The organism is Agrobacterium sp. CCNWLW32 (assembly GCF_037083425.1).
In the GTDB taxonomy this organism is placed as follows: Bacteria; Pseudomonadota; Alphaproteobacteria; order Rhizobiales; family Rhizobiaceae; genus Agrobacterium; species Agrobacterium radiobacter.
In genome coordinates this window covers 1-24,032 of sequence record NZ_JBAOJM010000011.1, presented here as the reverse complement: position 1 = coordinate 24,032, position 24,032 = coordinate 1, and the positions used below count along the sequence as shown (strand labels likewise).

The following is a 24,032-nucleotide window of genomic DNA, read 5'->3' as shown; positions in this document are numbered from 1 at the left end:
GTCCCGAAACTTCTGCTCACTCGGCGGACACGAGACGGCGCGGACCCGCGCCGTCATCGGCCAGAACATCATTCGGGTTGCGTAACGGACAATCATCCAGCGAAAGGCACCCGCAACCGATACAGCCGGTAAGCTGATCGCGTAGCATGATCAGGTTGTTGATGCGAAGCTGGAGCATTTCCCGCCAGGATTGGGAAAACCTGCGCCAATCGGCCGTCGTCGCTACCCTGTCTTGCGGCAGATCGGCCATCGCATCCCTGATGATGCTGAGCTGTATCCCGGCCCGCTGCGCGATGCGGATGATGGCGATGCGCCTCAGAACGGCGCGATGATAACGACGCTGGTTACCGGCGGTGCGCCAGCCCTCGATCAATCCTTTCGCCTCGTAAAAATGGATTGTGGAGACGGCAATACCGCTGCGACGGGCAACCTCCCCGACCGTCAGGCTGTGTTTGAAGATGGTATTTTCCATTCTGGCTCCTGCTTCCGGAACGATTTCCGCTCGGAAAACGCGGAAACACACTGAAGAGCAGCCGGTATAATTCCTCAACCATAGTTGAGGTCAATAGACGAACGTTCAAAAAAAGAGGCGCCAGAAGGCGCCTCTGAATTTCGTGACTGTGTCCAGATCAGAACTTCGCTGTCATGCTGATCCAGAAACGACGGCCTTCCATGACGGTGTTAAAATCGTCGGTGCCGACATCCTTGTCGAAGACATTGTAGATGGCGGCATTGAGGTCGACATTTTCGGCGACCGCATATTTCGCCCCGATATCCAGCGTGGTGTAGGCGTCGTATTTGCGACCGGCCTTGCCATTGATCGTCACCGGCGTGCCATTCGTGCCGATGCGCGGGCCGGCGTTGATTTCCGATCCGTGGTAATTCAGCGAGGCCCAGGCTTCCAGACCATCGATCGGGGTCACCCAGTCGCCGCGCAGATTGGCCATATGCTCAGGTGTGCGCGCCAGGGGGAAACCTTCGTAGTCACCGGTTTTCTGTTCGGAATGCGTATAGGTATAGTTGCCGCGCAGCGTCAGTTCTGGCGTCGCATACCAGGTCGCCGTCAGTTCCACACCCTGAATGACCGCATCGTCGATGTTGTAGTTATACCAGAGACGATAGTTGCGGTCTTCGCTCCAGCGGGCCGGTGTTCCATCCGGATTGAGCACCAGCGCGTTGGAGATCTTGTCCTTGAAATCGGTATAGAAATAGGTAGCGCCGAGAGCGACGTCGCCATTGTCCCAGAGGGCGGCGACTTCGTAGCTCGTGCTCTTTTCCGCTTCGAGGTTGGGATCACCGATGATCACGCCGCAGGTGCCGCTTGGGCCATAGCTGCAGCCGCCGCCACCCGTCGTATAGGCGTAACCCGGCGCGATCTGGCGGATTTCCGGGGCGCGGAAACCGGTGGAAATGCCGCCCTTGATGGTCAGCTCTTCGGTCGCACTCCAGACGCCATAAAGGCGCGGGCTGAAGTGATTGCCATACTTCTCGTGATTATCGAGACGAAGACCGCCCGTCAGCGCGAAATTATCGACAATGCGCCATTCATCCTCAAGGAAGAGCGCCCATTGCGTCGCCGAAAATGTCTCATCGCGACCGGTGCGGCGTCCCGGATTCTGGTCCGTCAGCCGCGCCTCGAAATATTGTCCGCCTGTGACCAGCGTGTGGTTGCCGAACAATTCGAAGGGCGTGGTGAACTTGCCGTCGAGAACGGTATTGCGCACTTCCGGCGAGCGCGGGTTTTCGGTCACGCGGCCCGTGCGGATATTTCTGGTGAAGTTGGTGCGCTCCGCCCATTCCTGCTGGAACGAGAATTCGGATGTGGTCGGCCCCCAGCGGCCGGTATGCGACAGGGACCAATGGTCACGCGTATTGGTGTTGTAGGTGCCGTTGGCATCCGTCGCTGCCAGCGTCTCGCCGGGTTCGGCGTCGCGACGCAGCCGCGTCTTGCCGCCTTCGAGATAGATGTCATGATCTTCATTCGGCGTGAATGTCAGGCGACCGTTGAAATCATATTCCCTGGCGCCCGTGGTGCCGTTCAGAATACCGTCTTCGCCGCGCGTGAAGCCCCTGCCCCAGACCTGCAGGCCGAGCTGGTCCTTCAGGATCGGTCCGTTGGCATACCAGGAGACCTGACCGCTATTGCCGAATTTGGAATGTTGCTGAACCGTGCCTTCGGTCGTGACCGAGCCGGACCAGACATCGCCGACCTTGCGGGTGATGATGTTGATGACGCCGCCCATGGCATCCGAACCATAAAGCGAGGACATCGGCCCACGCACTACCTCGATGCGTTCGATCGCCGATACCGGCGGCACGAAACTCTGTTCGAAGCCGGAATTGCCGTTGGTGCGGGCATCGCGTGTGCTCTGCCGCTTGCCGTCAACCAGAACCAGCGTGTAGGCGCCGGGCAATCCGCGAATGAAAATATCCTTTTCATTGGCAATGCCGGTGACGGACACGCCCTGAACTTCGCGCAATGCATCGGTCAGATCGCGATAGGACCCTTTTTCCAGATCTTCCCGCGTGACAACTGTGATGCTGGCCGGAGCGTCTTTCACATTCTGCTCGAAGCCGGATGCGGTGACCACAATCTGCTGAAGAACCGTGGTTCCCTCGGACGCCTGCTGCGCAAATGCCGGCAGAGCAAGGCCCAAAGCCGTGCCAGCCATTGCTGCAGAAACACCGGTCTTTATTATTGTCGCAGCCCTGTTCTGACCGCGGTACTTCAATTCCATGTTACGCCCCCGCATTTAACTTGAGAATTTAACCCCACTTATTTAGGAGGGGATGCGGGCGCAACGCGTTTGTTTTCGAACAGTTCTAAATTCCAGAAATTGCAAAAAGGGCTCCCCGAATAAGCGGCGGAGTAAAAAAATCGCAAGATGACAACCGGCAAGAGAAAAGAAGAACCAGCCTCCACGACAAAACCCGACAGGCTCGGACAGCTGAAATTACTTGTCGCTTTTGATGCGTTGTTGCGGGAAGGCAGTGTAAGCCGGGCTGCGGCGGGCATGGGACTGCCGACATCTTCGATGAGCCGCATTCTGCAACAGCTCCGGGAAAGATACGGAGACCAGCTTTTTTTGCGTACTGGCCAGGGCCTGCGCCCTACCCCCTTTGCGGAGAATATGCGGCTGCGCATTCGATCGCTGGCGGCGGAGGCCGAAAACCTGATCGACTATTCGCAGGACAGACCGGAGGCGCCGGCCGCCCTCGATAAAAGCGGTTGGGAACAGCCGGTATTGATGAAGGCGCCGCCGCTTTCCCTTCGCCCCAGCGTTCTTCTGGAAGGCCAGCCGACACCGGAAAATATTGCCGACCGTCTCGCCCGCATCGGGCACAATGCCGATCCGCAGCACCGGCTTGCCAAATATATCGCGACCTCGGCAATGGGCATCGGCAACAGCCGTCCGCTCGCCCAAGACGAGGCAATGGATGCGCTGTCGATCATTCTCGAGGGCGATGCCGATCCCATACAGATCGGCGCACTGCTCGCCACCATGCATTATCGCGGCGTGACCGCGGCCGAACTTGCCGGCTTCATCGAGGCCATGTGGCAACATATCGAAAGAGATCGGCAGCAGCCGGCGGCGGCGGATCTTGACTGGCCGGCCTACATGTCGCCGAAACATCGCGATGCGCCATGGTTCCTGCATTCAGCCCGCCTGGTTTCCATGGCGGGATACAGCGTTCTCTTGCACGGCCATGTGGGTCAGGGCGAAAACGGCGGCAAGCTTGAACTTGCCGCACAGGCCTGCGGCATTCCCCTTTGTCATTCGCTTTCACAGGCGGCCGAAGCCACATCCTCAGAACGTATCGCCTATCTGCCGATCGGTGGCCTGTCCCTGCAATTTCAGAGCCTGCTCGGCCTGCATGGCATTCTGGAGATGCGCCTGCCGCTCAACACGGTCGTCCATCTTCTCAACCCGCTTCGCGCCCGAAGCACTATCATCGGCGTGGCCCGGCCATCCTATCAGGAACTTCACCGGGACACGGCGCGGCTGCTTTCGGTGGAAAACCTCGCCATTCTCGGCAATACGCGGGATTTTGCGCAATTCACCCCTTTCCGCACCACCCGGATTTTTGGCCTTTCAAAGGGCAGGGATATCGAATTCCTCATTCCCGCCCGCGAGGCGCCGCCCGCCGAAATGCCGACCATGTTCACCACTTTCGAATATTGGCGGGCGGTCTGGACGGGGGCGGCGAGGGACGAAAGAGCCGAAACCATCATCATTTCCACCGCCGCCATCGCGCTGATGCTGGTCAATGATATGACTCTGCCCTTTGAGGAAGCCTATGCACGTAGCCTTCGGCTCTGGAACGACAGGGCGCGTAATCTGGCCAATGCGTGATTAGTCGTCAGGCATTGGTGCCTGCTTTTTTCAGCGCCAGATATTCCCAGAGGGCGACGAGCAGGAGAATTCCCGTGCTTGCCAGTTGCAGCACAAAAAGCGGAATACCCGGCGCCGGCAAAAGCAGGCAGAGCGCCACCACGCCGGCAAGATGCGAAACCGGCCGCTGATAGGCGGCGGCAATCTTGACGCCGATATTGCCGGCCAGAAACAGGACGGGACCGCCGAGAATGGCGATCGCCTCCCGCATGGTCGCGCCTTCGCGCGCGTGGGAGAGGCTGAAATCCTCACCTACCGCCGTCAAGATAATGCCGGCTACAATGGGCAAATGCCCGTAGTTAAAAAGATTATGGGCAATCTTCGCTTTTTCTTCGGCGTTCTCGGCTTTTCTCGAGGCCTCCTCCTGCCCGTGATGAAAATAGATCCACCACATCGCCACGGTGCTGACGAAAGCCGAGCAGAAGACGATGAATGTCAGACCCGAATTCATATATTCCGTGGCCGTGCGCCCCGTGGTGAGGATCGTTTCCCCAAGGCAGATGATGACGAAAAGCGCACATCGCTCCGCCAGATGCTCGCCGGAAAGATGCAGCCGGTCCTCGTCGCTTGAGGCCACGCCCGGCACGACATAACGGCAGGCGGGACCGGCATATTCGATTGCAAGCGCGATGCCCCACAGAAGAATGCGATCCGCCAGATCGACCAGTCCACCGGCCAGCCAGAACAGGCTTGATACCGCGAGCCAGATCGTCACGCGCACAAAGACCAGAAAAGACTGCCGGTCTTCATCCTTGAAAGCATACAGCGCAAAGAGGCTTCGCCCCACCTGCATCGCGCTGTAGATCAGGGCGAAGACAAGGCCCTGTTCCGCAAAAGCCTCCGGCAGCGCGATGGCGAGCAAAACGCCACCGAACATCAGGACAAACAGCAAAATCCTGACCGGTTCCTTTTCCGTGTTCAACAGGTTTGTGATCCAGGTGGTATGTATCCATAACCACCAAAGCGATAATATCAGGATGCCCGCTTCAAGCGCTGCCGTCGGCCCAAAATCTTTGGCGAGGGCGTGGGAGAGCTGGATCAGCGCGAAAACGAAGACCAGATCGAAGAACAATTCGGGGAAACTGGCCTTTCCGGCATCCTGCCCCTCCTGCCTTATCCAGCGTTCCCCATCCGCCTTGCGTGAATAAGTCTCGCCCTTGGCTCTCATGCCACCCCCGTCAGATGTTGGTCGTCGCGATACGTCCGCTCACCAATGGCCTCTCACCGTTGGGAAAAAATCTCTTCGCTGCCCGCTTCGACCGGGTTCAATTTTTGACCGGGAAACTCCAGCGCCCGCGCACTGTCGGGATAAAAACGCGGCCCGACCAGACGAACCTTTTTTCCCGACACGTCGGTGATGTAGTTCGGGAACAAGACCTTTGGCGGAAGTGGGGTGCTATCTGCCCTGGAAACCTCGAGCGTGCTGACCTCGATAGGTTGGGCAAATACCGGCAAGCCCGTCATAGTGGCGAGCGCGGCTGCGAGAAAAAATGATCTTGGAAACATGGGACGCATCCTGGCACAATTGTTTGCGCCATAAACCGCCCTCGCCCGCTTTGGTTCCGCCCCTTTCAGATGTCCTCATCGAGGTAGGAGCTATATTGGACATAGTCCGCGCTCGGTTGCCCATCGATGATTTCGGGCGGCCTACCTTGACCGCCGGGAAGATGGCCGGCGTTTTCGAGCTCCGCCCTCAGAAGCTTTTCAATGGCCCTGTCCCGGGGCAAAGCGTTGTCCGCCATATAGAGAGCGACGGAGAGTTCCATATCATCCGGAAAATTCATCGGCTCAGCCATCCGTTTAAGCAATGAAGCGCAAACGCGGGACCTTGCCGAAAGTTCAACATCGCCCGCCTCCACCCGAGGCCCGTCGTCTTTCAAATGTGCGTTCCCGTGGAACTCATCCCGGGTTTTACAGCGGCCGGACATGCCTTTTATCCGGTGCTACACGCCCACTTTGACAGGTGATCGGTGTATACAGATTGCACTGTTCTGCCCTTGCCAGCGCTTTTCCGACGAAAAGTATGCCCGACTCAAGCGTTTGAAAGCAATCACGGAAAAACGCAAACGAAAGCTAATTCGGACTTAGTTTTCATTACCCTGCATTAACCATAGAAACCCCTTGGCTGCACTGTTGATATCAGCAGCCTCATGCGAATCTCTTTTTCTTGCGGAAACGGCGTCAATGTAACTTCGGTCTGCTTTTTCCGCAAGCAGAGACCGTTTTCCACGCTCCGTTAACTCAGCAGGGCATGCTGGCCTCCATAGTGTCCTTACGCCCTCTCAACTGCGCCAGAAGCATTGTCTGCAGGTCGAAGCCGCCTTCCTGCGCCTTACGGGTCAGATTGCGCAGATACCCGCCAAGCGAACTTATCTGGTCTGCTTTCTGCAGAAGGCAGGCGAGAATGGCTGCGGTTCCCTGTCGGCCAAATGTGGCAAGCGCATCCTGATAGGCGGACTGGCTGATGTTGAACATGGTTTTGATCACCGATGTCGCCACTTCCAGATCGCGCCAGCCTGTAACCGCTCCGCCTGGGGCATAGAGCGCGATGTCAGGGCAAGCCTTCAAAACCAAAACAATATCAGGAACAAAAAATTGCTTATGAAGAACAGGCTTTGGCGATGGCGGTGAAGGTTTTGCACTGATGGGTGCCGCATATGCCGGCTGGGCGCTTACCGTGCTGGCAGGTGCAGTGGTTACCGGTTCGTGCAAATCCTGCCGTTTAGATATGGATTCGGATTCTGAATTCTTTATGAGGCGCTCATTTTGGCAGTCATTGCCGCCCAAATTTTCCGATTTTTCAATATTTTCCAGATAGTTGGTTACTTCAGCACGCAAAGAGGCCAAAAAACCGCCGATTTCTTTGAGTTCCGCGGGCTTGGAATTGCGACCGAGAGAGCGGGCAATGGCGTTGTAACGTGTCTGAAACCCTTCGAAGGCTTCGACCTGACCGCTCGCAGCAATCATGTCGCAGAGTTTCTGGATATCGCGGCGGCAAAGGCTGATACTTTCACGAAGCCGCTGAAGATCGAGTCGCTCGCTGACGATGCGTTCGGCGAGTTCCTCAATTTCCGCTTTGCGGGCAAGAAGCGGTGCCAGCGAAAAACCGTAAGCCTCGCTGATTTCCCCTCCCCGGTGTTTGCGGGCGTATCGTTTTCCGTTCGGGCTGTCCTTGCGAATGATGAGGCCGGCTTCGACAAGAGCCGAAAGATGCCGGCGCAATGTCTGTTCGGCCATGCCATGGGCACGGAGTGACAATTGCGCATTCGACGGGAAGACGACCAAACCGGCTTCGCTGGAAAGTTCGTTCTTGGGATAAAAACTCAGAAGCGCGTTCAGGACCGCAAGCGAGCGATCGGTCACGCCAACCAAAGGCCGGGCTTCACAGACCGAACGATAGAGTTTCCATTTATCGACCGCTTCGATCTTCTTGTTTTTCTGCGCGGCAAACTGGGTCGCGAGGACGCCAAACGACATCGCTCGCCGCCCAAAGGGCGTCGTTACACATGTGCTGTCCATGTCTTTCACCTTTCACAAGGCAAAAGAAAATCGCTCACCGAAAAATTCGATGCCAAGACTCTTGACTATGATTCGCGGAAATGAGATTCTTCGGGTGCTTAAATCAAAGAAAGGCTTCCGCGCGGCAACGTTCGGGGGCTTTTTTCTTTTGTGATGCGTCTCCTGTTAGTCGTTCGAGTTAAAATTCACTGCTTGGACCGGTATTCGGCAAACAGCGTTTGAAGATGTTCCAGAACGAACTCGGCAAATTCCGGTGCTTCGTTCTTGTCGATAGAGATATCCAGCTTGCGGTCGCTTTCGACGACCTTTGCCAGCCGGCCGCCGGTTTCGGATGACCAGACACCGGTTTTTTTTGCCTGCGCCTTGGGCTTCAGAAAATCCAGAAGCGACTTGAAACGGTCTTCCGATGGCAGGGCAGCAACCGAGGCATCCCTCACATAGGCACGGGCCGCTTCCTTGACCTGAGAAGAGGAAAGCTGATCGGCAAGGTCCATCCAGTTACGACGGCCGACAGTTGGGGCGGGGCCAATAAGATCGACCAGATCCTCCGGAATGCGGCCGACAACCGACAGCATGTTGGAGAGATCGCCCTTGTGCAGCGACATGGCGGCCATGATCGTATCTCGCGGAAACCGTATCTGCAGTTTCTGGGCAAAGCGTGCCTTTTCGATATAGGTGAGATCGCGACGTTCGTTGTTTTCCTGTCCCTGGGCAACGACGAGCTGCTCATCGCTGAGATCACGTACGACCGCCTTGACCGGAATACCGAGGCTGGAGACTGCACGCAGGCGACGATGACCAAAGGCGACCTGATAACGGCCGGGGAACTCGGGATGCGGGCGCACCAGAATGGGAACCTGCTGGCCCTGTTCACGAATGGCTTCAACCAGACCTGCATCCGCCTCTTCGGAGGCTGGCATGCGATCAGGTATGAAAGAGGGATCTATATCGGCAGGATTGAGCGAAACGATCGTGAGACCTTCTGCGAGCTGCCTTTCGATTTCTTCCGCACGCTTGGCGCGTTCCGATACCTCGCTGAGCGACTGGCCGATCATTCCCACCGGGGAATTCAGAACATCGGTCACGAGTTCCGGAGAGCCAAGGATGGGCCTGATACGCGGACGCGACCGCTCGGATGCGGTCTCATTGCTGTCGGCGGCCGGAGTACCAAGATTGGCGAATATCTGTTTTCTGCTCATGCTGCCCTACCCCACGCTTTTTTAATCAGTCCTTCGATTTCAGCGTTTACGTTGTTCATGGCTTCCAGCGCACGGTCATAGGTGGACCGGGTGAACTGGGTTCTTTCCACTTCGAAAAGTGTCTGGTTGGTCAGTCCGGCATCCGAGACGGCCGTGCTCTTCAGCATCGGGTGGATGAGGACGTTTTCACCGAAAATCGAGCGCAGGAAGGCGACCATCTGGTTCTGCGGTCCGTCGCTCGGTTCAAAACGGGTGATCAGATAACGCATCCAGTTATAGTCGGAACGTGCGCCCGCCCTGCCGATTTCGGCGAGAAGGTCGCCGGTCATGGCAAGGAACTGGTTCATCGACATCACATCCAGCATTTGCGGATGAACGGTGACGAGGACGGATGTGGCGGCGGTCAGCGCCGAAAGCGTCAGATAACCAAGCTGCGGCGGGCAATCGATGACCACGACATCATAGAAGTTCTGCGCCTGGGCAATTGCTTGGCCAATGCGGGCGAAAAACAGTGTATCGCCGGGCGCGCGGCGCATCAGAGCGCGGGGCGTGTCATGTTCGAATTCCATGAGTTCCAGATTGCCCGGAACGATATGGAGATTAGGAATATAGGTGCCGCGAACGATTTCAGCGATCGGCCTGCGTTCGTCATCGTAACGGATGGCGCCATAAAGCGTTTCATTCGGACCGACATCAATCTCCGGCTGATGACCGAAGAGCGCCGACAGGCTGGCCTGCGGATCGAGATCGATGGCGAGCACCCGGTAACCGCGCAGCGCCAGATATTGCGCCAGATGTGCAGATGTCGTGGTTTTTCCAGAACCGCCCTTGAAGTTCATGACGGCGATGACCTGCAACTCTTCGCCATCACGGCGGTGTGGCAGATAACGGCGGGTGCCGCGCGCGCCCTGATCAAGGAATTTTCTGATCTCGTCCATATCCTCAACCGAATAGGAACGGCGGCCGGAGGCTTGGGCCGCATCGAGCTCCGGGCGTTCGGCGGCGATCTGACGAAGATAGGCCTCGCCGATACCGATCAGCCGCGCGGTTTCTGCCGGTGAGAAATGGCGCATGCTCTTTTCGGTGTGTGGTGAAAATGTATTTGCATTATGAGCCTGCAATTGGGCTGACAACGCAGCCGAATGCTGTTGTATAAGACTCGTCAGGTCGGGTGCTCCTGCGGCACGTCTTAAATCGGCACTCTGTGTCATCGGTCTTCTTTCGCTCGAAATTGCAGTAGCGGTTTTTTTCGAAAAAGGCGGTTTTTTCCGCAACTGAGATATAAGCGCCGATTCTCTTTTTGGCGCAATAGGCTTTTTTCTCAGGTGCGAAAGTGGCGCTAAGGCATTGTGGAAGAATCACTTTTGTTTTTTGTGACAGTTTGACGGTTAGCCGCGGCTAACTTCGCCCTGACGATCAGACAGACGGGCGCGGATCGCGTCTTTTCACACAAGGAATGCATGCCCGCGCAGAAGTTTGCCGCGGCTAACTTTTTGGTTTTGACCCACTGCACATCCGATCATCCCGCGGCAAAAAGTGAAGGGTGGACATTCGCGGATGTTTAATCTCTACTCATTGACTAGAGTATCGTTGGGTTCGACGCCCGTCGTCTGGCTGTTCAAGCTGTCGCAGGTTGGAGGAATGAATGTCCTATGATGTCGCTCTCGTCGGGTCGGGTTTCTCGGCCATTTGTACTGCCGCTCATCTTTTATCGTCCCTGCCGGCGGAAGCCTCGATCGCTATCGTGGGCGATGAATCGGATTTCGGGCGCGGCACCGCCTATCGTACCGAACTTCCCTATCATCGGCTGAATGTGCCAGCCGGGCGAATGAGTGTCTTCCCTGACCGCCCCGGTGATTTTGTCGACTGGTTGGCGGAAAATGGGATAGCGGAGGATCCTCTGCTGTTCGCCTCGCGTGGAGACTATGGTCTTTATCTTCGCGACAGGCTGGCGGGTTTGCTTAGAAGCAGGGAGCAACGGGCGCGGGTGGATTTCGTTCGGGCCAAGGCTTCGGCCTGTCGCCCGGATGGCAAGGGTGGATTTTCTTTCGCTCTGGAGAATGGCGAGCAGCTGCGCGCGCAGAATGTCGTTTTGTGTCTCGGTGTCGGCGCGGCGAGTTTGCCGGTGCAAACTGTCGCGAGGGAAGAAGAGGGGCCACAACGTATCATCGGTCACTGCTGGCAGCCGGGATGGCTGTCCAAAGTCAAGGCCGGAGATCGCATCTGTATTCTGGGTTCGGGTCTGACGATGATCGATCAGGTTCTGACCCTGCGGGGAAAAGGGCATCAGGGCCCGATCCATGTTCTCTCCCGACGCGGCCTGGTGCCGCATCCGCATGTCAGCCCGCCTGCTCCCCCCACGGAGCCTGAGCTGCCTGATGGCTCGACGGAGATCAGCCTGTTGCTGCAGTCTTTACGCAAACAGGTCAGCGATGGCGCACCGTGGCGCACCGTTATGGATGGTTTGCGGCCGAAAACACAATTGCTGTGGCAACGCCTTACACCTGCGCAGCGCAGCCGGTTTCTTCGGCATGCCTTGCCTTGGTGGAATATCCATCGGCACCGCATCGCGCCTGAGGTCTCTGGTGCTTTCGAGAAGTTGCTCTCGGACGGCATTCTGGAAATTCATGCGGGTTACCTCCGGTCCATAGACGAAGGGGAGGAGGGGATTGCCGTGCGTTACCGCCGCAGACATACACAAGTGGTGAGGGAACTTCAGGTCGATTGGGTCGTCAATTGCACCGGCATGGAGCGGGCCGGCATCGGTCATTCGCGGCTTCTTGAAGCCATGTGCGGCGAGGGTGTTATTTCACTGGACCCTTTCGGGCTCGGGGTCGAGGTTGACGACCACTCCCATTTGCTGCGGACGGACGGACGAAGCTGGCCCGGTCTTTTCGCCGCGGGTGCGCTGACGGCAGGCCGGTTCTGGGAGATAACCGCTGTTCCGGATATTCGTGTGCAGGCACAGAAGATCGCGCGGGAGATTACGCGGAGAGTGACCGCGAATGATCGGGTTGCTGCACAGGGCTGATCCGGCCGAAGAATCGACCATAGCGAGAGGTGCCGTCATAACAGACATTCTCGGCGCCTCTTGATTTTGATGTTAGCCGCGGCAAACTTTTTCTTTGAATGAATGTGCTGACTATTCATTGGAGGCCGAATTCGCGGATTCGAGGCGGCTGATGAATGTCGCGTGGGCTTTCCGCACGATAGCAACGAACGTTCTTTGGTGACGTACCGCTTTTTGCCTTCAAAGTGCGTATTCCCGCAATCAACTGGGGTAAAAGACCGAGACCGTCTTTGCGGGGCAATGTCCGCGATTGCTAAATAATTTACATAGCTTATGGAAGTTCGTCATAAAAGAGGCTATAAACCCTGTAAATTTCTGAAATTATGAAAATAATTTGCGAGGACCAATGCAGAAACAGAAACTGGTAAGATACGAGACGGCGGACAGTCAGGCCGGCGGACAGCGTCGGCCATTTGCCAAGGCCGTTCGCGCCGGTGATTTCGTTTATGTTTCGGGGCAGGTGCCGACTGTTGATGGCGAGGTCGTGACCGGCGGCATCGTGGCGCAGACCGAGCAGGTGGTCGCGAATATCAGGGATGTTCTGGCGCTGGCGGATTGTACGCTTGCCGATGTGGTCAAGATCAATGTCTGGCTGGATGATGCGCGGGATTTTTCGAGCTTCAACGCCGTTTTCCAGAAATATTTCATCGATCATCCACCCGCGCGCTCGACCGTGCAATCACCGCTGATGGTCGATGCCAAGGTGGAAATGGACGTTATCGCTTATAAGCCGCTGGCTTGAAGCCCAATTTGCCTATTTTTGAGAGTAGATGATGACCTATCCCTGGCCTGATGCGGGCACACCCCTCAATGCGATTTCAACGCCAATGCCCGTCATTGACGAGGATAGGCTCAGTGCCAATATCCTCAGGGCGCAATCCTATCTGGATGAACACGGTAAGGCTTTCCGGCCGCATATCAAGACGCACAAGATACCGGCTGTCGCAAAACAGCAGCTGCAGGCTGGCGCGATCGGCATTAATTGCCAGAAAGTCAGTGAGGCGGAAGTTTTCGCGGATGCCGGTTTCGATGATATCCTGATCACCTACAATATTCTCGGTGCAGCAAAGCTTTCGCAGCTGAAGGCGTTGAATGCGCGCATCGGCGGGCTGAGCGTGGTTGCCGATAGCGCGGTCACGATTGCCGGTCTTGCCGATACATTCGAGGCAGTAAGGCCGCTTGCCGTGCTTGTCGAATGCGATACGGGCGGCAAGCGCTGCGGCGTGCAGACGCCGGAAGCGGCATTGGCGCTTGCGGAAAAGATTGTTGCGGCCCCGGGCCTCAGATTCAAGGGCATTTTGACCTATCCGGCACCGGATGGGGCCGAGACGGTGGAAAACTTCCTTCGCAAAACCATGGCGTTGCTTGCGGCAAGGGGCATTGACTGCCCGGTCCGTTCCAGCGGCGGTTCGCCCGATTTTTATTCCGCCCATCTCGTTCCTTCCGCGACCGAACATCGGGCAGGCACCTATGTCTATAATGATCGCGCCATGCTGCGCGCGGGACATTGCACGACCGGCGATCTCGCCATGCATGTTCTCGCCACCGTCGTTTCGAGGCCTACGGCCGATCGGGCGGTGCTGGACAGCGGATCCAAGGCCTTGACCTCGGATCTCCTGGGTTTCAGCGATTATGGGCTGATCGAAGGTTATGAGGGCGCAAAAATCGTCTCGCTTTCGGAAGAACACGCCGTCGTTGATCTGTCCGGCTGCGCCTCCGGGCGGCCTGAAATCGGTGATGTGGTAAAGGTCGTGCCGAACCACACCTGCGTCGTCAGCAATCTTTTCGATAGGATGGTTTTCCATCGAAACGGTGTCGTAACACGCGTTGAGAAGGTCACAGCACGCGGTACCGTCTGGTAAAGTTACCCGGCTAATTGAACTGGAATCGGAAGCTGCGAAAATGCAGATACCGGCAACGAGAATCTGGAAATATGCGCATCTTCACGGCGTCGCTCGCCACTGAAACCAACACGTTTTCCCCCGTGCCGACGGATATGGACGCTTTTCGTGCGGCTTTTTATGCCGGGCCGGGCGAGCATCCCGAAACGCCGACGCTCTGCTCGTCGCCCGTGCCGATCCTGCGTCGTCGCGGCAAGGCGGAAGGGTTCACGGTGATTGAGGGAACCTCCTGCTGGGCGGAACCGGCGGGACTTATCCAGCGCCAGACTTATGAAACGCTGCGGGACACGATTCTTGCCGAACTCGCCGCCGCCATGCCCGTCGATGCCGTGGTCCTTGGCCTGCATGGAGCCATGGTGGCGCAGGGTTATGACGATCCGGAAGGCGATTTCCTCTCCCGCATCCGCGAGATGGTTGGACCGGAAGTGCTGATCGCAGCGGAATTCGATCCCCACAGCCACCTGACGGCGCTCCGGGTTAAAAATCTCGACATCATGGCGACGTTTCTGGAGTTTCCGCACACGGATTTCGAAGAGCGCGGCGAACATGTAGTGCAGATGGCGCTGCGCACGCTTCGGGGAGAGATCAATCCGGTCATCTCGACTTTCGATTGCCGCATGATCACTATTTATCCCACCAGCCGCGAGCCGATGCGTTCTTATGTTGACCGGCTGAAGGCAATGGAGGGCAGGGACGGCATCCTGTCGATTTCGGTCATTCATGGTTTCATGGCCGGCGACGTACCGGATATGGGAACGCGCATCGTTGTCGTCACCGATAATAACAGGGCGAAGGGTGAGGCGCTGGCTGAAAAGCTCGGCCGCGAGCTCTATGCCATGCGCAAGCTGACCGCCATGCCGATGCTGGATACAGAAACGGGTCTCGATCGGGTTCTCGCCATTCGCAGTGGCAATCAGGAGAAGCCGGTCGTGGTATCGGACATCTGGGACAATCCGGGTGGCGGTGTTGCCGGTGATGCCACCCATATTCTGCGGCGCATGGTGGACCGCGGCATGGACAATTTCGCTGTCGCGACGATCTGGGACCCGATCGCCGTGTCTTTCTGTCACGCGGCGGGGGAGGGTGCCGAGATTGACCTGCGCATCGGCGGCAAATCCAGCCCGCAAGGCGGCGAACCGCTCGATTTCCGTATAAAGGTGATGCGCACGGCCGAGGCCGGCTGGCAGAGTTTCCGCAACAGCCGCGTAACACTCGGCCGTGCCGCTGTCGTGCGGCCGCTCGGCACGGAGATCGATATCATCCTCATCACCAGCCGGACGCAGACTTATGAGCCGGATATCTTTTCCAATCTCGGCATCGATTTCGCGAAAAAAGACGTGCTGCTGGTCAAGTCGACCAACCATTTTCATGCGGGGTTTGCGCCCGTCGCCTCCGAGATCGTTTATATAGCGGCCCCGACGTCCTATCCGACCGATCCGGCAAAAACGCCCTATCGCAAGGCGAGCCTCGAGCTTTGGCCACGGGTGGCTGATCCGCTGGGCCTGGATTGAGCGGCAGCCGTTCGAGCATTATCGGGACGGAACTCTGAAGCCTTTTTCTGGAACGGCTTCAGAGGCGCTCAAGCGTGATCAGGAAAAACGCGCTTTCGTTTTGACCTGCTTCGACTGTGAACGGTAAGCCGCCTTCGATCAGCAGACCATCCAGCTTCCCCAGCTGCTCCTTGCCATCACCGGTGGAAACCGTCAGTGGATCGAGTGCCAGGATAAGTGTCGCGTTTCCGCCTGCTTTCCCCGCAAACAGGCCGAAATGCCTCCTGACGACATGGCGAAAGGTCGAACGGCGGGTCATGACGTTCAGATCGGTGATCGCGCCGTCGGGTAAGGTCGCATTGACGGGCACATCGGCCGGAAAGGGCAGGGGCTGGCTTTCCACGGTCAGCATTAGTGGATCGGCGGCCGCAATTGCCAGCGCCATGCCGTTTCCCTCAAGAATGGACAGGGTGCGGTCTATTCCGGGAAAGATCGAAAACGGCCCGTCGCTTGCGACCGTCGCCATGCTGATACGCCAGTCGAAATCATCGACGGAAGAGCCTGGCGGAAAGATGGCGATTTCCACGGTCTCGCCGCCGCCGTTTTTCCAGGGCATTCGCTTGTAGTCGCTTGCGCGCAGCAGGGTCATGGTTGTCCACTTTTGAAAGATCGGCCGGAAACGGTGTTCCCCATTTCCGGCCGTGGCAGGATCAATTGCCGAGGATGCCGGGCAGGCGCAGGCCCTGTTCCTTGGCGCATTCCACGGCGATGTCGTAACCGGCATCGGCATGGCGCATCACGCCGGTTGCCGGGTCGTTCCAGAGCACGCGCTCCAGCCGGCGAGCCGCATCGTCGGTGCCATCGGCGCAGATGACCATGCCGGAATGCTGCGAGAAGCCCATGCCGACACCGCCGCCGTGATGCAGCGAAACCCAGGTCGCGCCGGATGCCGTGTTGAGCAGCGCATTGAGGAGCGGCCAGTCCGAAACGGCGTCCGAGCCGTCCTTCATGGCTTCGGTCTCGCGGTTGGGCGAGGCGACGGAGCCGCTGTCGAGATGGTCACGGCCGATGACAACAGGCGCCTTCAGCTCGCCGTTCTTGACCATTTCATTGAAGGCAAGCCCAAGACGATGGCGGTCGCCAAGGCCGACCCAGCAAATACGTGCCGGCAGGCCCTGGAATGCGATGCGCTCGCGCGCCATGTCGAGCCAATTGTGCAGATGCTTGTTGTCAGGCAGCAGTTCCTTCACCTTGGCGTCGGTCTTGTAGATGTCTTCCGGATCACCTGACAGGGCCGCCCAGCGGAACGGGCCGATGCCACGGCAAAACAGCGGGCGGATATAGGCCGGCACGAAGCCCGGGAAGGCAAAGGCGTTCTCCAGCCCCTCATCCTTGGCGACCTGGCGGATATTGTTGCCGTAATCAAGCGTCGGAACGCCGGCGTTCCAGAAATCGACCATGGCCTGCACATGCACCTTCATCGAGGCGCGCGCTGCGGCGGCAACGGCCTTCGGGTCGCTTTCCTGCTTGGCACGCCATTCGGCAACGGTCCATCCGGCCGGAAGATAACCATGGACGGGATCATGCGCCGAGGTCTGGTCGGTGACGATATCGGGACGAACGCCGCGACGGACGAGTTCCGGGAAGATTTCCGCCGCATTGCCGATCAGGCCGACGGATTTCGCCTCGCCCGCCTTGGTCCATTGGTCGATCAGCGCCAGCGCCTCATCGAGTGTATGCGCCTTCGCATCGACATAACGGGTACGCAGGCGGAAATCGACGCGGGTTTCATCACATTCGACGGCAAGGCAGCAGGCGCCGGCCATGACGGCGGCCAGCGGCTGTGCGCCGCCCATGCCGCCGAGACCGCCGGTCAGGATCCACTTGCCCTTCAGGTTGCCGTCATAATGCTGGCGGCCGGCCTCGATGAAGGTTTCATAGGTGCCCTGCACGATGCCCTGCGTACCGATGTAGATCCACGAACCGGCCGTCATCTGGCCGTACATGGCAAGACCCTTCTTATCCAGCTCGTTGAAGTGATCCCAGTTCGCCCAGTGTGGCACGAGGTTGGAGTTGGCGATCAGGACGCGCGGCGCATCCTTGTGGGTGCGGAATACACCGACCGGCTTGCCGGACTGGACGATGAGGGTTTCATCCTCGTTCAGATCTTTCAGCGTCGCGACGATGCGGTCGAAATCGTCCCAGGTGCGGGCGGCGCGGCCGATACCGCCATAAACCACCAGCTCATGCGGGCGCTCGGCGACATCGGGATCGAGATTGTTCATCAGCATGCGCAGCGGGGCTTCCGTCATCCAGCTCTTGGCATTGAGTTCAGTGCCCTGCGGCGCGCGGACATCGCGAATATTATGGCGTGGATTGTTCATGTGTTTTCCCCTTATCGTTTCGTGTCGAGCGCAAATGTTTCCATGCGCGTGAGAATGGTTTTGAGATGGGAGCGAAGCCGGTCGGCCTTGCCCGCGTCATAGGCGAAAGGCGGCGTCTCGCTTTGAAGATGGGTGGACTGCGCCAGCTCCATCTGGATGGAGTGCACGCTGCTCTGCGGTTTTCCGTAATGGCGCGTCGTCCAGCCGCCTTTGAAGCGACCGTTCAGGATGCTGTCGTAACCCTCTGCAGCGACGGTCGCTTCGACAGCGATTTTTTCGATCGCGGGGTCGCAAGTTGCGCCCATATCCGTGCCGATGTTGAAATCCGGCAGCTTGCCTTCGAACAGGAAGGGAATATGCGAACGGATCGAATGGCAATCATAGAGAATGGCGATGCCATGAATGGATTTGACCCGTTCGATTTCCGCCGCAAGCGCTGCGTGATAGGGCGCGTGAAAGGTTTCCAGACGGTATGCGATGTCGTCCTGAGTGGGCTCCTGCCCTTCATTCCAGATCGGCTTGCCGTCGAAATCGGTCTCCGGAACAAGCCCTGTTGTGTTCTGGCCCGGATAAAGGCTGACCCCGGCGGGGTCGCGGTTGGCGTCGATCACGTACCGATGAAAGGTGGCACGCACCGTCGTCGCTTCTGGGATCAGATCCGCATAGAGCTCGTGAATATGCCAGTCGGTATCGGCCAGCAATTTGCCGTTTTCGTTCAGGCGTTGCCAGATATCCGCCGGCACATCCGTGCCGGTGTGGGGTAGCCCGAGAATGATCGGCGAAGAACCTTCCTTGATGTCAAAGACACGCATCTCAAACCTCCAGCTTCGGCAGAATGCCGCCTGAAATCGTCGAGACCAGAGCGCCGGAAGCGATCAGCTCTGCCGCCGCCTTCAGGTCCGGCGCCATATAACGGTCTTCTTCCAGCGACGGGATCGTGGCGCGTAGCGCGGCAATCACCTTCTGCAATTCGGGGCTGGTTTTCAGCGGCCCACGCAACTCCACACCCTGAATGGCCGAAAGCGCCTCGATGCCAAGGATGGCGAAGAGATTGTCCGTCATCGGCAGCAGACGTCGTGCACCGTGGCAGGCCATGGACACATGGTCTTCCTGATTGGCGGAGGTCGGCGTCGAATCGACCGAGGCCGGATGCGCCATCTGCTTGTTCTCACTCATCAGCGCGGCGGAGGTGACTTCGGCGATCATCAGGCCAGAATTCAGCCCCGGCTTCTTGGAAAGAAAGGCCGGCAGCCCATAGGAAAGGGCCGGATCAACCAGAAGCGCCACACGACGCTGGGCGATCGCGCCGATTTCGCAAATGGCAAGCGCCGTCTGATCGGCGGCAAATGCAACCGGTTCGGCGTGGAAATTGCCGCCGGAGACGACGGAATTGTCTGAAAGCACCAGCGGATTGTCGGTTACGGCGTTGGCTTCGATTTCCAGTGTGCGGGCCACCTGCCGCAGAAGATCGAGGCAGGCGCCATCCACCTGCGGCTGGCAACGGATGCAATAGGGGTCCTGCACCCGCTCGTCGCCCTCGATGTGGCTGACGCGGATTTCCGAACCATCCAGCAGATTACGAAGCGCCGCTCCCGCGTCGATCTGGCCCTTATGGCCGCGCAGGCTGTGAATATCGGGATGAAAAGGGGCAGACGACCCCATCGCGGCATCGGTGGAAAGCGCGCCGGTGATAAGCGCCGCCTGTGCCGCGCGATGGGCGCGGAAAAGACCGGCGAGCGCCAGCGCCGTCGAGGTCTGCGTGCCGTTGATAAGTGCAAGCCCTTCCTTGGCTGCCAGAACCACCGGGGTCAATCCGGCTTTCGCAAGCGCTTGGCCGGCGGGCAGAAGCGTTCCCTCATAAAAGGCCTCGCCTTCGCCCATCATCACCGCGGCCATATGGGCCAGCGGCGCGAGATCGCCGGAAGCGCCGACCGAACCCTTTTCGGGAATGACGGGAATGACACCCTTCTCAAGCATGGCTTCGATCAGCCGCACCAGTTCCAGCCGCACGCCGGATGCGCCGCGGCCGAGCGAAACCAGCTTCAGCGCCATGATCAGCCGCACGATATTTTCAGGAAGCGGTGCGCCGACCCCGCAGCAATGCGACAGGATGAGATTGCGCTGCAGCGTCGCCACATCGGCCGCGTCGATCTTGATGGAGGCAAGTTTGCCGAAACCGGTATTGATGCCGTAGACCGGCGCATTGCCGGCAGCAATCTCCGCGATGCGGGCTGCTGCCTTTTCAATGCCGGCATCGAAGCTGCGGTCGAGCTTTGCCGTACCGTTTTCCCAGTATATGGTGGAAAGCTCGGCAAGCGTCACGGCGCCTGGATGAAGGGTGATGGCTTTTATGGTCATGGGGAAACCTTCTGTCCCTTGAAAATACGGGCATGGAGCGGATTAAAACCGATGCGATAGACAAGCTCGGCCGGACGCTCGATATCCCAGATGGCAAAATCAGCCGATTTTCCGGCCTCCAGCGTGCCGGTTTCCGCAAGCAGGCCGAGCGCCTTTGCCGCATTGCGTGTCGTCGCCGTCAGACACTCTTCCACGGTCATGCGGAAAAGCGTGGCGCCCATATTCATGGTCAGCAGCAGGGAGGTGAGCGGCGAAGTGCCGGGATTGCAGTCCGTTGCGAGCGCAATGTCGGCTCCGGCATCGCGCAGTGCCTGTACCGGCGGCAGCTGCTTTTCGCGCAGCGCATAAAAGGCACCGGGAAGAAGCACGGCCACGGTTCCTGCTTCCGCCAGCGCCTTCGCACCGGCTTCATCAAGATATTCCAGGTGATCGGCCGACAGCGCATTATAGGATGCCGCAAGCTCGGAACCGCCAAGGTTGGAAAGCTGCTCCGCATGCAGCTTGACAGGAAGTCCGAGCTGTTTAGCGGCCTTGAAAACCCGGTCGATCTCCGCGACGGAAAAGGCGATGCCTTCGCAGAAGCCGTCAACCGCATCCGCCAGTCCTTCCGCATGCGCCTTTTCCAGCCCCGGCAGAACAATGTCGCCAATATAATCGGCGTTGCGGCCCTTATAGTCTGCAGGTGTCGCGTGCGCGGCGAGATAGCTGGTGACGATGCGCACCGGCCGTAATGTCTCAAGCCTGCGCGCAACGCGCAGCATCTTCAGTTCGGTTTCGATGTCGAGACCGTAACCGGATTTGATTTCGACCGTGGAAACGCCTTCGGAAAGAAGGGTGTCGAGACGCGGAAGCGCCTGCGCCAGCAGAACCTCTTCCGAAAGCGCGCGCGTATCGCGGACCGAAGAAACGATGCCGCCGCCCGCTTTGGCGATCTCCTCATAGGTCGCACCATTCAACCGCATCTCGAATTCCATGGCGCGATTGCCGCCGAAGACAAGATGGGTGTGGCAGTCGATCAGGGCAGGGGTGATCCAGCGGCCGCCGCAATCGGTGGTGTCATCGGCTGTCGCCAGATCGGCAGGCAGATCGCTTTCGGGACCGGCAAAGGCGATGCGGCCGTTACGCACGGCAATCACGGCGTTTTCGACGGCGCCGATGCCATCCACGTCGGGGTTGAAGGTTGCCAGCCGGGCGTTGCGCCACAAAGCCGTGGCGTTCCCCGTCGCCGTTCCGTTTGCAGATTTGTTCCCTGGCATTTGCTTTTCGCCTTTCCTTTGTGAGTTAAATGTATATACATAATAATCGGCTTGGCAAGCTGCAATTTCGTGTTTGAAATGGCCTTGCCGGACAGAACCAAAGGAGAGGGTGGCATGACGGCAATTCACGCGGGCGCAGCGCTTCTGGCGGGCGGATGGGCGAAGGATGTTCGCATCATCTGCGATGACGGCATTGTTTCATCCGTCGAAACCGGCGTTTCCCCGCAGCCGCAGGATGAGCGTCACGCCGTCATCGTTCCAGCTATGCCCAATCTCCACAGCCATGCCTTTCAGCGGGCCATGGCGGGGCTTGCCGAAATCCGCGGCCCGGGTGATGACAGTTTCTGGAGCTGGCGCACCGTCATGTATAAATTCGCGCTCTCCATGACGCCTGACCATGTCGAGGCCGTTGCCGCCCAGCTTTATATGGAAATACTGGAGGCCGGTTTCGGAAGGGTCGGCGAATTTCACTATCTGCATAATGACAGGGACGGTTCGCATTACGGCAATATCGCCGAAATGGTCGAACGCATCGGCGCGGCCGCGTCGCAGACGGGCATCGGTCTCACCTTGCTGCCGGTCTTTTACGCCCATTCCGGTTTCGGCGGCCAGGCTCCGATCGATGGGCAGAAACGCTTCATCCATTCGCTCGACAGTTATGGAAAGCTGATGCAGGGCGCACAGGCCGTGGCGGACAAATTGCCGGGTGCGGTCCTCGGCATTGCGCCACACAGCCTGCGTGCCGTAACCGGCGACGAGCTGGCAGCCATCGAGCCGCTGGCAAAGGGTGGGCCGATCCATATTCATGTGGCGGAACAAACGAAGGAAGTGGACGATTCACTCGCCTTTTCCGGTGCGAGACCGGTGGAATGGCTGCTTGAAAACGCGCCGGTCGATGGTCGCTGGTGCCTTATCCATGCGACACACATGACGGAAACCGAAACGCGGCGTATGGCGAAAAGCGGTGCCGTGGCCGGTCTCTGCCCGATCACCGAGGCCAATCTCGGCGACGGTATCTTCCCGGCTCCGGCTTTCCTTGGCGAAAACGGCCATTACGGTGTCGGATCCGATTCCAACATCCTGATTTCCGTGCCGGAAGAATTGCGAACCCTCGAATATTCACAACGCCTCTCGCATCGGGCACGTAATGTCATCGCCGATGCTGGCCATTCCACGGGAGAAAAACTCTTCCGGCAGGCGCTCGAAGGCGGCGGCAGGGCTCTGGCGTCGCCAAATGGTCTGGAAAGCGGGAAAAGTGCGGATTTTGTCGCTCTTGATGTTTCCGCCGTTTCTTATCTTCCGATATCCCAGATTCTCGATCAGTGGATATTTGCGGGTGGTGTTGGCGTCGATTCCGTTTGGGTGCGCGGCAAAAAGCGCGTGCAAGCCGGCCGGCATATCCACCGTCGTGAAATATCCGATCGTTTCAACAAGGTCATGGCCGAACTTCTCGATAGCTGATATGGGCTCGGCAGAAACGGGAAAAAGCCAGTGGGGAAAGGCATTGCGGACGTGACGAAAGCATCGGCCGGGCAAACCCTGCACCAGCGTATCCTCAGCGACATCGAGGGCCGGATCGTTTCGGGAGAATGGCCGCCGGGCCACCGGCTGCCTTTCGAGGTAGACCTCGCCGATCAGTATCACTGTTCGCGCATGACGGTGAACAAGGTCATGGGCCAACTCGCCAAGGCCGGCTTGATCGAACGCCGCAAGAAATCCGGCAGTTTCGTTCGCCAGCCTCAGATCCAGTCTGCCGTTCTGCAAATTCATGACATCGGGGCGGAAGTCGAATCCCTTGGCCTCGAATATGGCTTCAAGATCCTGGAGCGCGAAGGGCGCAGCGCCAAAAGCGGGGATCGTGAGCGGCTCGACGTTTCCGTCGGCACATCGTTGCTCGAGATTCTCTGCATCCATTTCGCCGGTGCGCGCGAATTTTGTGTCGAGCAGCGTCTCATCAGTCTGACGGCCGTGCCGGAAGCGGCTGAAACCGATTTTACCGAAATTGCGCCAGGCCCCTGGCTACTTGGCCATGTTCCGTGGAGCACTGCCGAACATCGGATCAGCGCCGAGGCGCCGTCGAAGGAGATCGCGCGCCTGCTCGGTATCTCCGACAGACAGGCCTGTCTTGTGGTCGAGCGTCGTACCTGGAGCAATTCCGGCGCCGTGACCTATGTGCGCTTCACCTATCCTGGCAATGCCCATGCCCTGGTCGCCCGTTTCAGCCCGTCTTCCGACTGATATCCGTAAGGTCTCTCGCGTCCTTTAATTGCGAAATGGAAACCCTATATAGGGGAAGGCTAACCCCACTTATCGTTTGCACGGCGAAAGTCGTTAAAATCCGTTAATCTGTACGATTAATCTCAAATTCCCTTTTAAAATCAGTAATCTGTCACATTTCTTGATTTTTTTGATATTGCTGTGTTGACTTGTTTGGTGGGGTGGATTTATAAGTCCGCTCACT

20 protein-coding genes are annotated in these 24,032 nt (G+C 58.2%); 7 read left to right on the top strand and 13 right to left on the bottom strand.

The window, feature by feature from the left end; genetic code table 11:
• Positions 1-16 precede the first annotated feature (16 nt).
• The gene (gene soxR / locus V6R85_RS19835; protein ID WP_003505833.1) at positions 17-472 is read right to left on the bottom strand and encodes a redox-sensitive transcriptional activator SoxR; all 456 of its coding nucleotides are present in this window, start codon (positions 470-472) and stop codon (positions 17-19) included.
• Between the two features lie 157 nt (positions 473-629).
• Positions 630-2,738: a TonB-dependent receptor plug domain-containing protein gene (locus tag V6R85_RS19830; RefSeq protein ID WP_129565466.1), complete on the bottom strand. Its 2,109-nt coding sequence runs from the start codon at positions 2,736-2,738 to the stop codon at positions 630-632.
• Between the two features lie 147 nt (positions 2,739-2,885).
• Between V6R85_RS19830 and V6R85_RS19825 the strand changes: the two genes are divergently transcribed.
• Complete coding sequence (locus V6R85_RS19825; protein ID WP_129565467.1) at positions 2,886-4,355, top strand: glycosyl transferase family protein; 1,470 nt, start codon at positions 2,886-2,888, stop codon at positions 4,353-4,355.
• Positions 4,356-4,362: 7 nt separating this feature from the next.
• On the opposite strand, the gene V6R85_RS19820 is transcribed toward V6R85_RS19825, so the two are convergent.
• The 6 genes from V6R85_RS19820 to repA form a co-directional block, all read right to left on the bottom strand.
• Positions 4,363-5,562 (bottom strand): low temperature requirement protein A, encoded by a 1,200-nt coding sequence (locus V6R85_RS19820; RefSeq protein ID WP_129565468.1) that lies wholly within the window; start codon positions 5,560-5,562, stop codon positions 4,363-4,365.
• A 53-nt stretch (positions 5,563-5,615) separates the two neighbouring features.
• Positions 5,616-5,900 carry a hypothetical protein gene (locus tag V6R85_RS19815; RefSeq protein ID WP_336377142.1) on the bottom strand — a complete coding sequence of 95 codons (285 nt, stop codon included), beginning with the start codon at positions 5,898-5,900 and terminating at the stop codon, positions 5,616-5,618.
• A 65-nt stretch (positions 5,901-5,965) separates the two neighbouring features.
• Positions 5,966-6,178, bottom strand: coding sequence for a hypothetical protein (locus V6R85_RS19810; protein WP_003505824.1), 213 nt, complete (start codon positions 6,176-6,178; stop codon positions 5,966-5,968).
• A gap of 457 nt (positions 6,179-6,635) precedes the next feature.
• The gene (repC, locus tag V6R85_RS19805) at positions 6,636-7,913 is read right to left on the bottom strand and encodes a plasmid replication protein RepC (RefSeq protein WP_112295344.1); all 1,278 of its coding nucleotides are present in this window, start codon (positions 7,911-7,913) and stop codon (positions 6,636-6,638) included.
• Positions 7,914-8,098: 185 nt separating this feature from the next.
• Positions 8,099-9,112, bottom strand: a complete 1,014-nt coding sequence (gene repB / locus V6R85_RS19800; RefSeq protein WP_003505821.1) for a plasmid partitioning protein RepB — start codon at positions 9,110-9,112, stop codon at positions 8,099-8,101.
• Positions 9,109-10,323, bottom strand: a complete 1,215-nt coding sequence (gene repA, locus V6R85_RS19795; RefSeq protein WP_026363408.1) for a plasmid partitioning protein RepA — start codon at positions 10,321-10,323, stop codon at positions 9,109-9,111. Before repA ends, repB begins: the two co-directional genes overlap by 4 nt.
• Before the next feature lie 434 nt (positions 10,324-10,757).
• Between repA and V6R85_RS19790 the strand changes: the two genes are divergently transcribed.
• The 4 genes from V6R85_RS19790 (at position 10,758) to V6R85_RS19775 (ending at position 15,594) form a co-directional block, all read left to right on the top strand.
• On the top strand, positions 10,758-12,143 hold the full coding sequence (locus V6R85_RS19790) for an FAD/NAD(P)-binding protein (RefSeq protein WP_035212939.1): 1,386 nt from the start codon (positions 10,758-10,760) through the stop codon (positions 12,141-12,143).
• A gap of 385 nt (positions 12,144-12,528) precedes the next feature.
• Positions 12,529-12,924 (top strand): RidA family protein, encoded by a 396-nt coding sequence (locus V6R85_RS19785; protein ID WP_003505815.1) that lies wholly within the window; start codon positions 12,529-12,531, stop codon positions 12,922-12,924.
• A 31-nt stretch (positions 12,925-12,955) separates the two neighbouring features.
• Positions 12,956-14,044, top strand: coding sequence for a D-TA family PLP-dependent enzyme (locus tag V6R85_RS19780; RefSeq protein WP_112295350.1), 1,089 nt, complete (start codon positions 12,956-12,958; stop codon positions 14,042-14,044).
• Positions 14,045-14,115: 71 nt separating this feature from the next.
• Positions 14,116-15,594 (top strand): M81 family metallopeptidase, encoded by a 1,479-nt coding sequence (locus tag V6R85_RS19775; protein WP_112295342.1) that lies wholly within the window; start codon positions 14,116-14,118, stop codon positions 15,592-15,594.
• Positions 15,595-15,652: 58 nt separating this feature from the next.
• On the opposite strand, the gene V6R85_RS19770 is transcribed toward V6R85_RS19775, so the two are convergent.
• The 5 genes from V6R85_RS19770 to hutI form a co-directional block, all read right to left on the bottom strand.
• Entirely contained in the window at positions 15,653-16,222 is a 570-nt protein-coding gene (locus tag V6R85_RS19770) for a HutD/Ves family protein (protein ID WP_080867027.1), read from the bottom strand.
• Positions 16,223-16,283: 61 nt separating this feature from the next.
• Positions 16,284-17,957 (bottom strand): urocanate hydratase, encoded by a 1,674-nt coding sequence (hutU, locus tag V6R85_RS19765; protein ID WP_003505808.1) that lies wholly within the window; start codon positions 17,955-17,957, stop codon positions 16,284-16,286.
• Positions 17,958-17,968: 11 nt separating this feature from the next.
• Positions 17,969-18,769 (bottom strand): N-formylglutamate deformylase, encoded by an 801-nt coding sequence (gene hutG, locus V6R85_RS19760; RefSeq protein WP_336377141.1) that lies wholly within the window; start codon positions 18,767-18,769, stop codon positions 17,969-17,971.
• 1 nt (position 18,770) lies between these two features.
• Positions 18,771-20,315, bottom strand: coding sequence for a histidine ammonia-lyase (gene hutH, locus V6R85_RS19755; RefSeq protein WP_099086304.1), 1,545 nt, complete (start codon positions 20,313-20,315; stop codon positions 18,771-18,773).
• On the bottom strand, positions 20,312-21,571 hold the full coding sequence (hutI, locus tag V6R85_RS19750) for an imidazolonepropionase (protein ID WP_077998620.1): 1,260 nt from the start codon (positions 21,569-21,571) through the stop codon (positions 20,312-20,314). The genes hutH and hutI overlap by 4 nt, the downstream gene beginning before the upstream one ends.
• Positions 21,572-21,685: 114 nt before the next feature.
• Here hutI and V6R85_RS19745 point away from each other — a divergent pair, with 114 nt between their 5' ends.
• Complete coding sequence (locus V6R85_RS19745) at positions 21,686-23,032, top strand: formimidoylglutamate deiminase (RefSeq protein ID WP_112295341.1); 1,347 nt, start codon at positions 21,686-21,688, stop codon at positions 23,030-23,032.
• A 51-nt stretch (positions 23,033-23,083) separates the two neighbouring features.
• Positions 23,084-23,809: a histidine utilization repressor gene (gene hutC / locus V6R85_RS19740; protein ID WP_174075239.1), complete on the top strand. Its 726-nt coding sequence runs from the start codon at positions 23,084-23,086 to the stop codon at positions 23,807-23,809.
• The last annotated feature ends 223 nt before the right edge of the window (positions 23,810-24,032 follow it).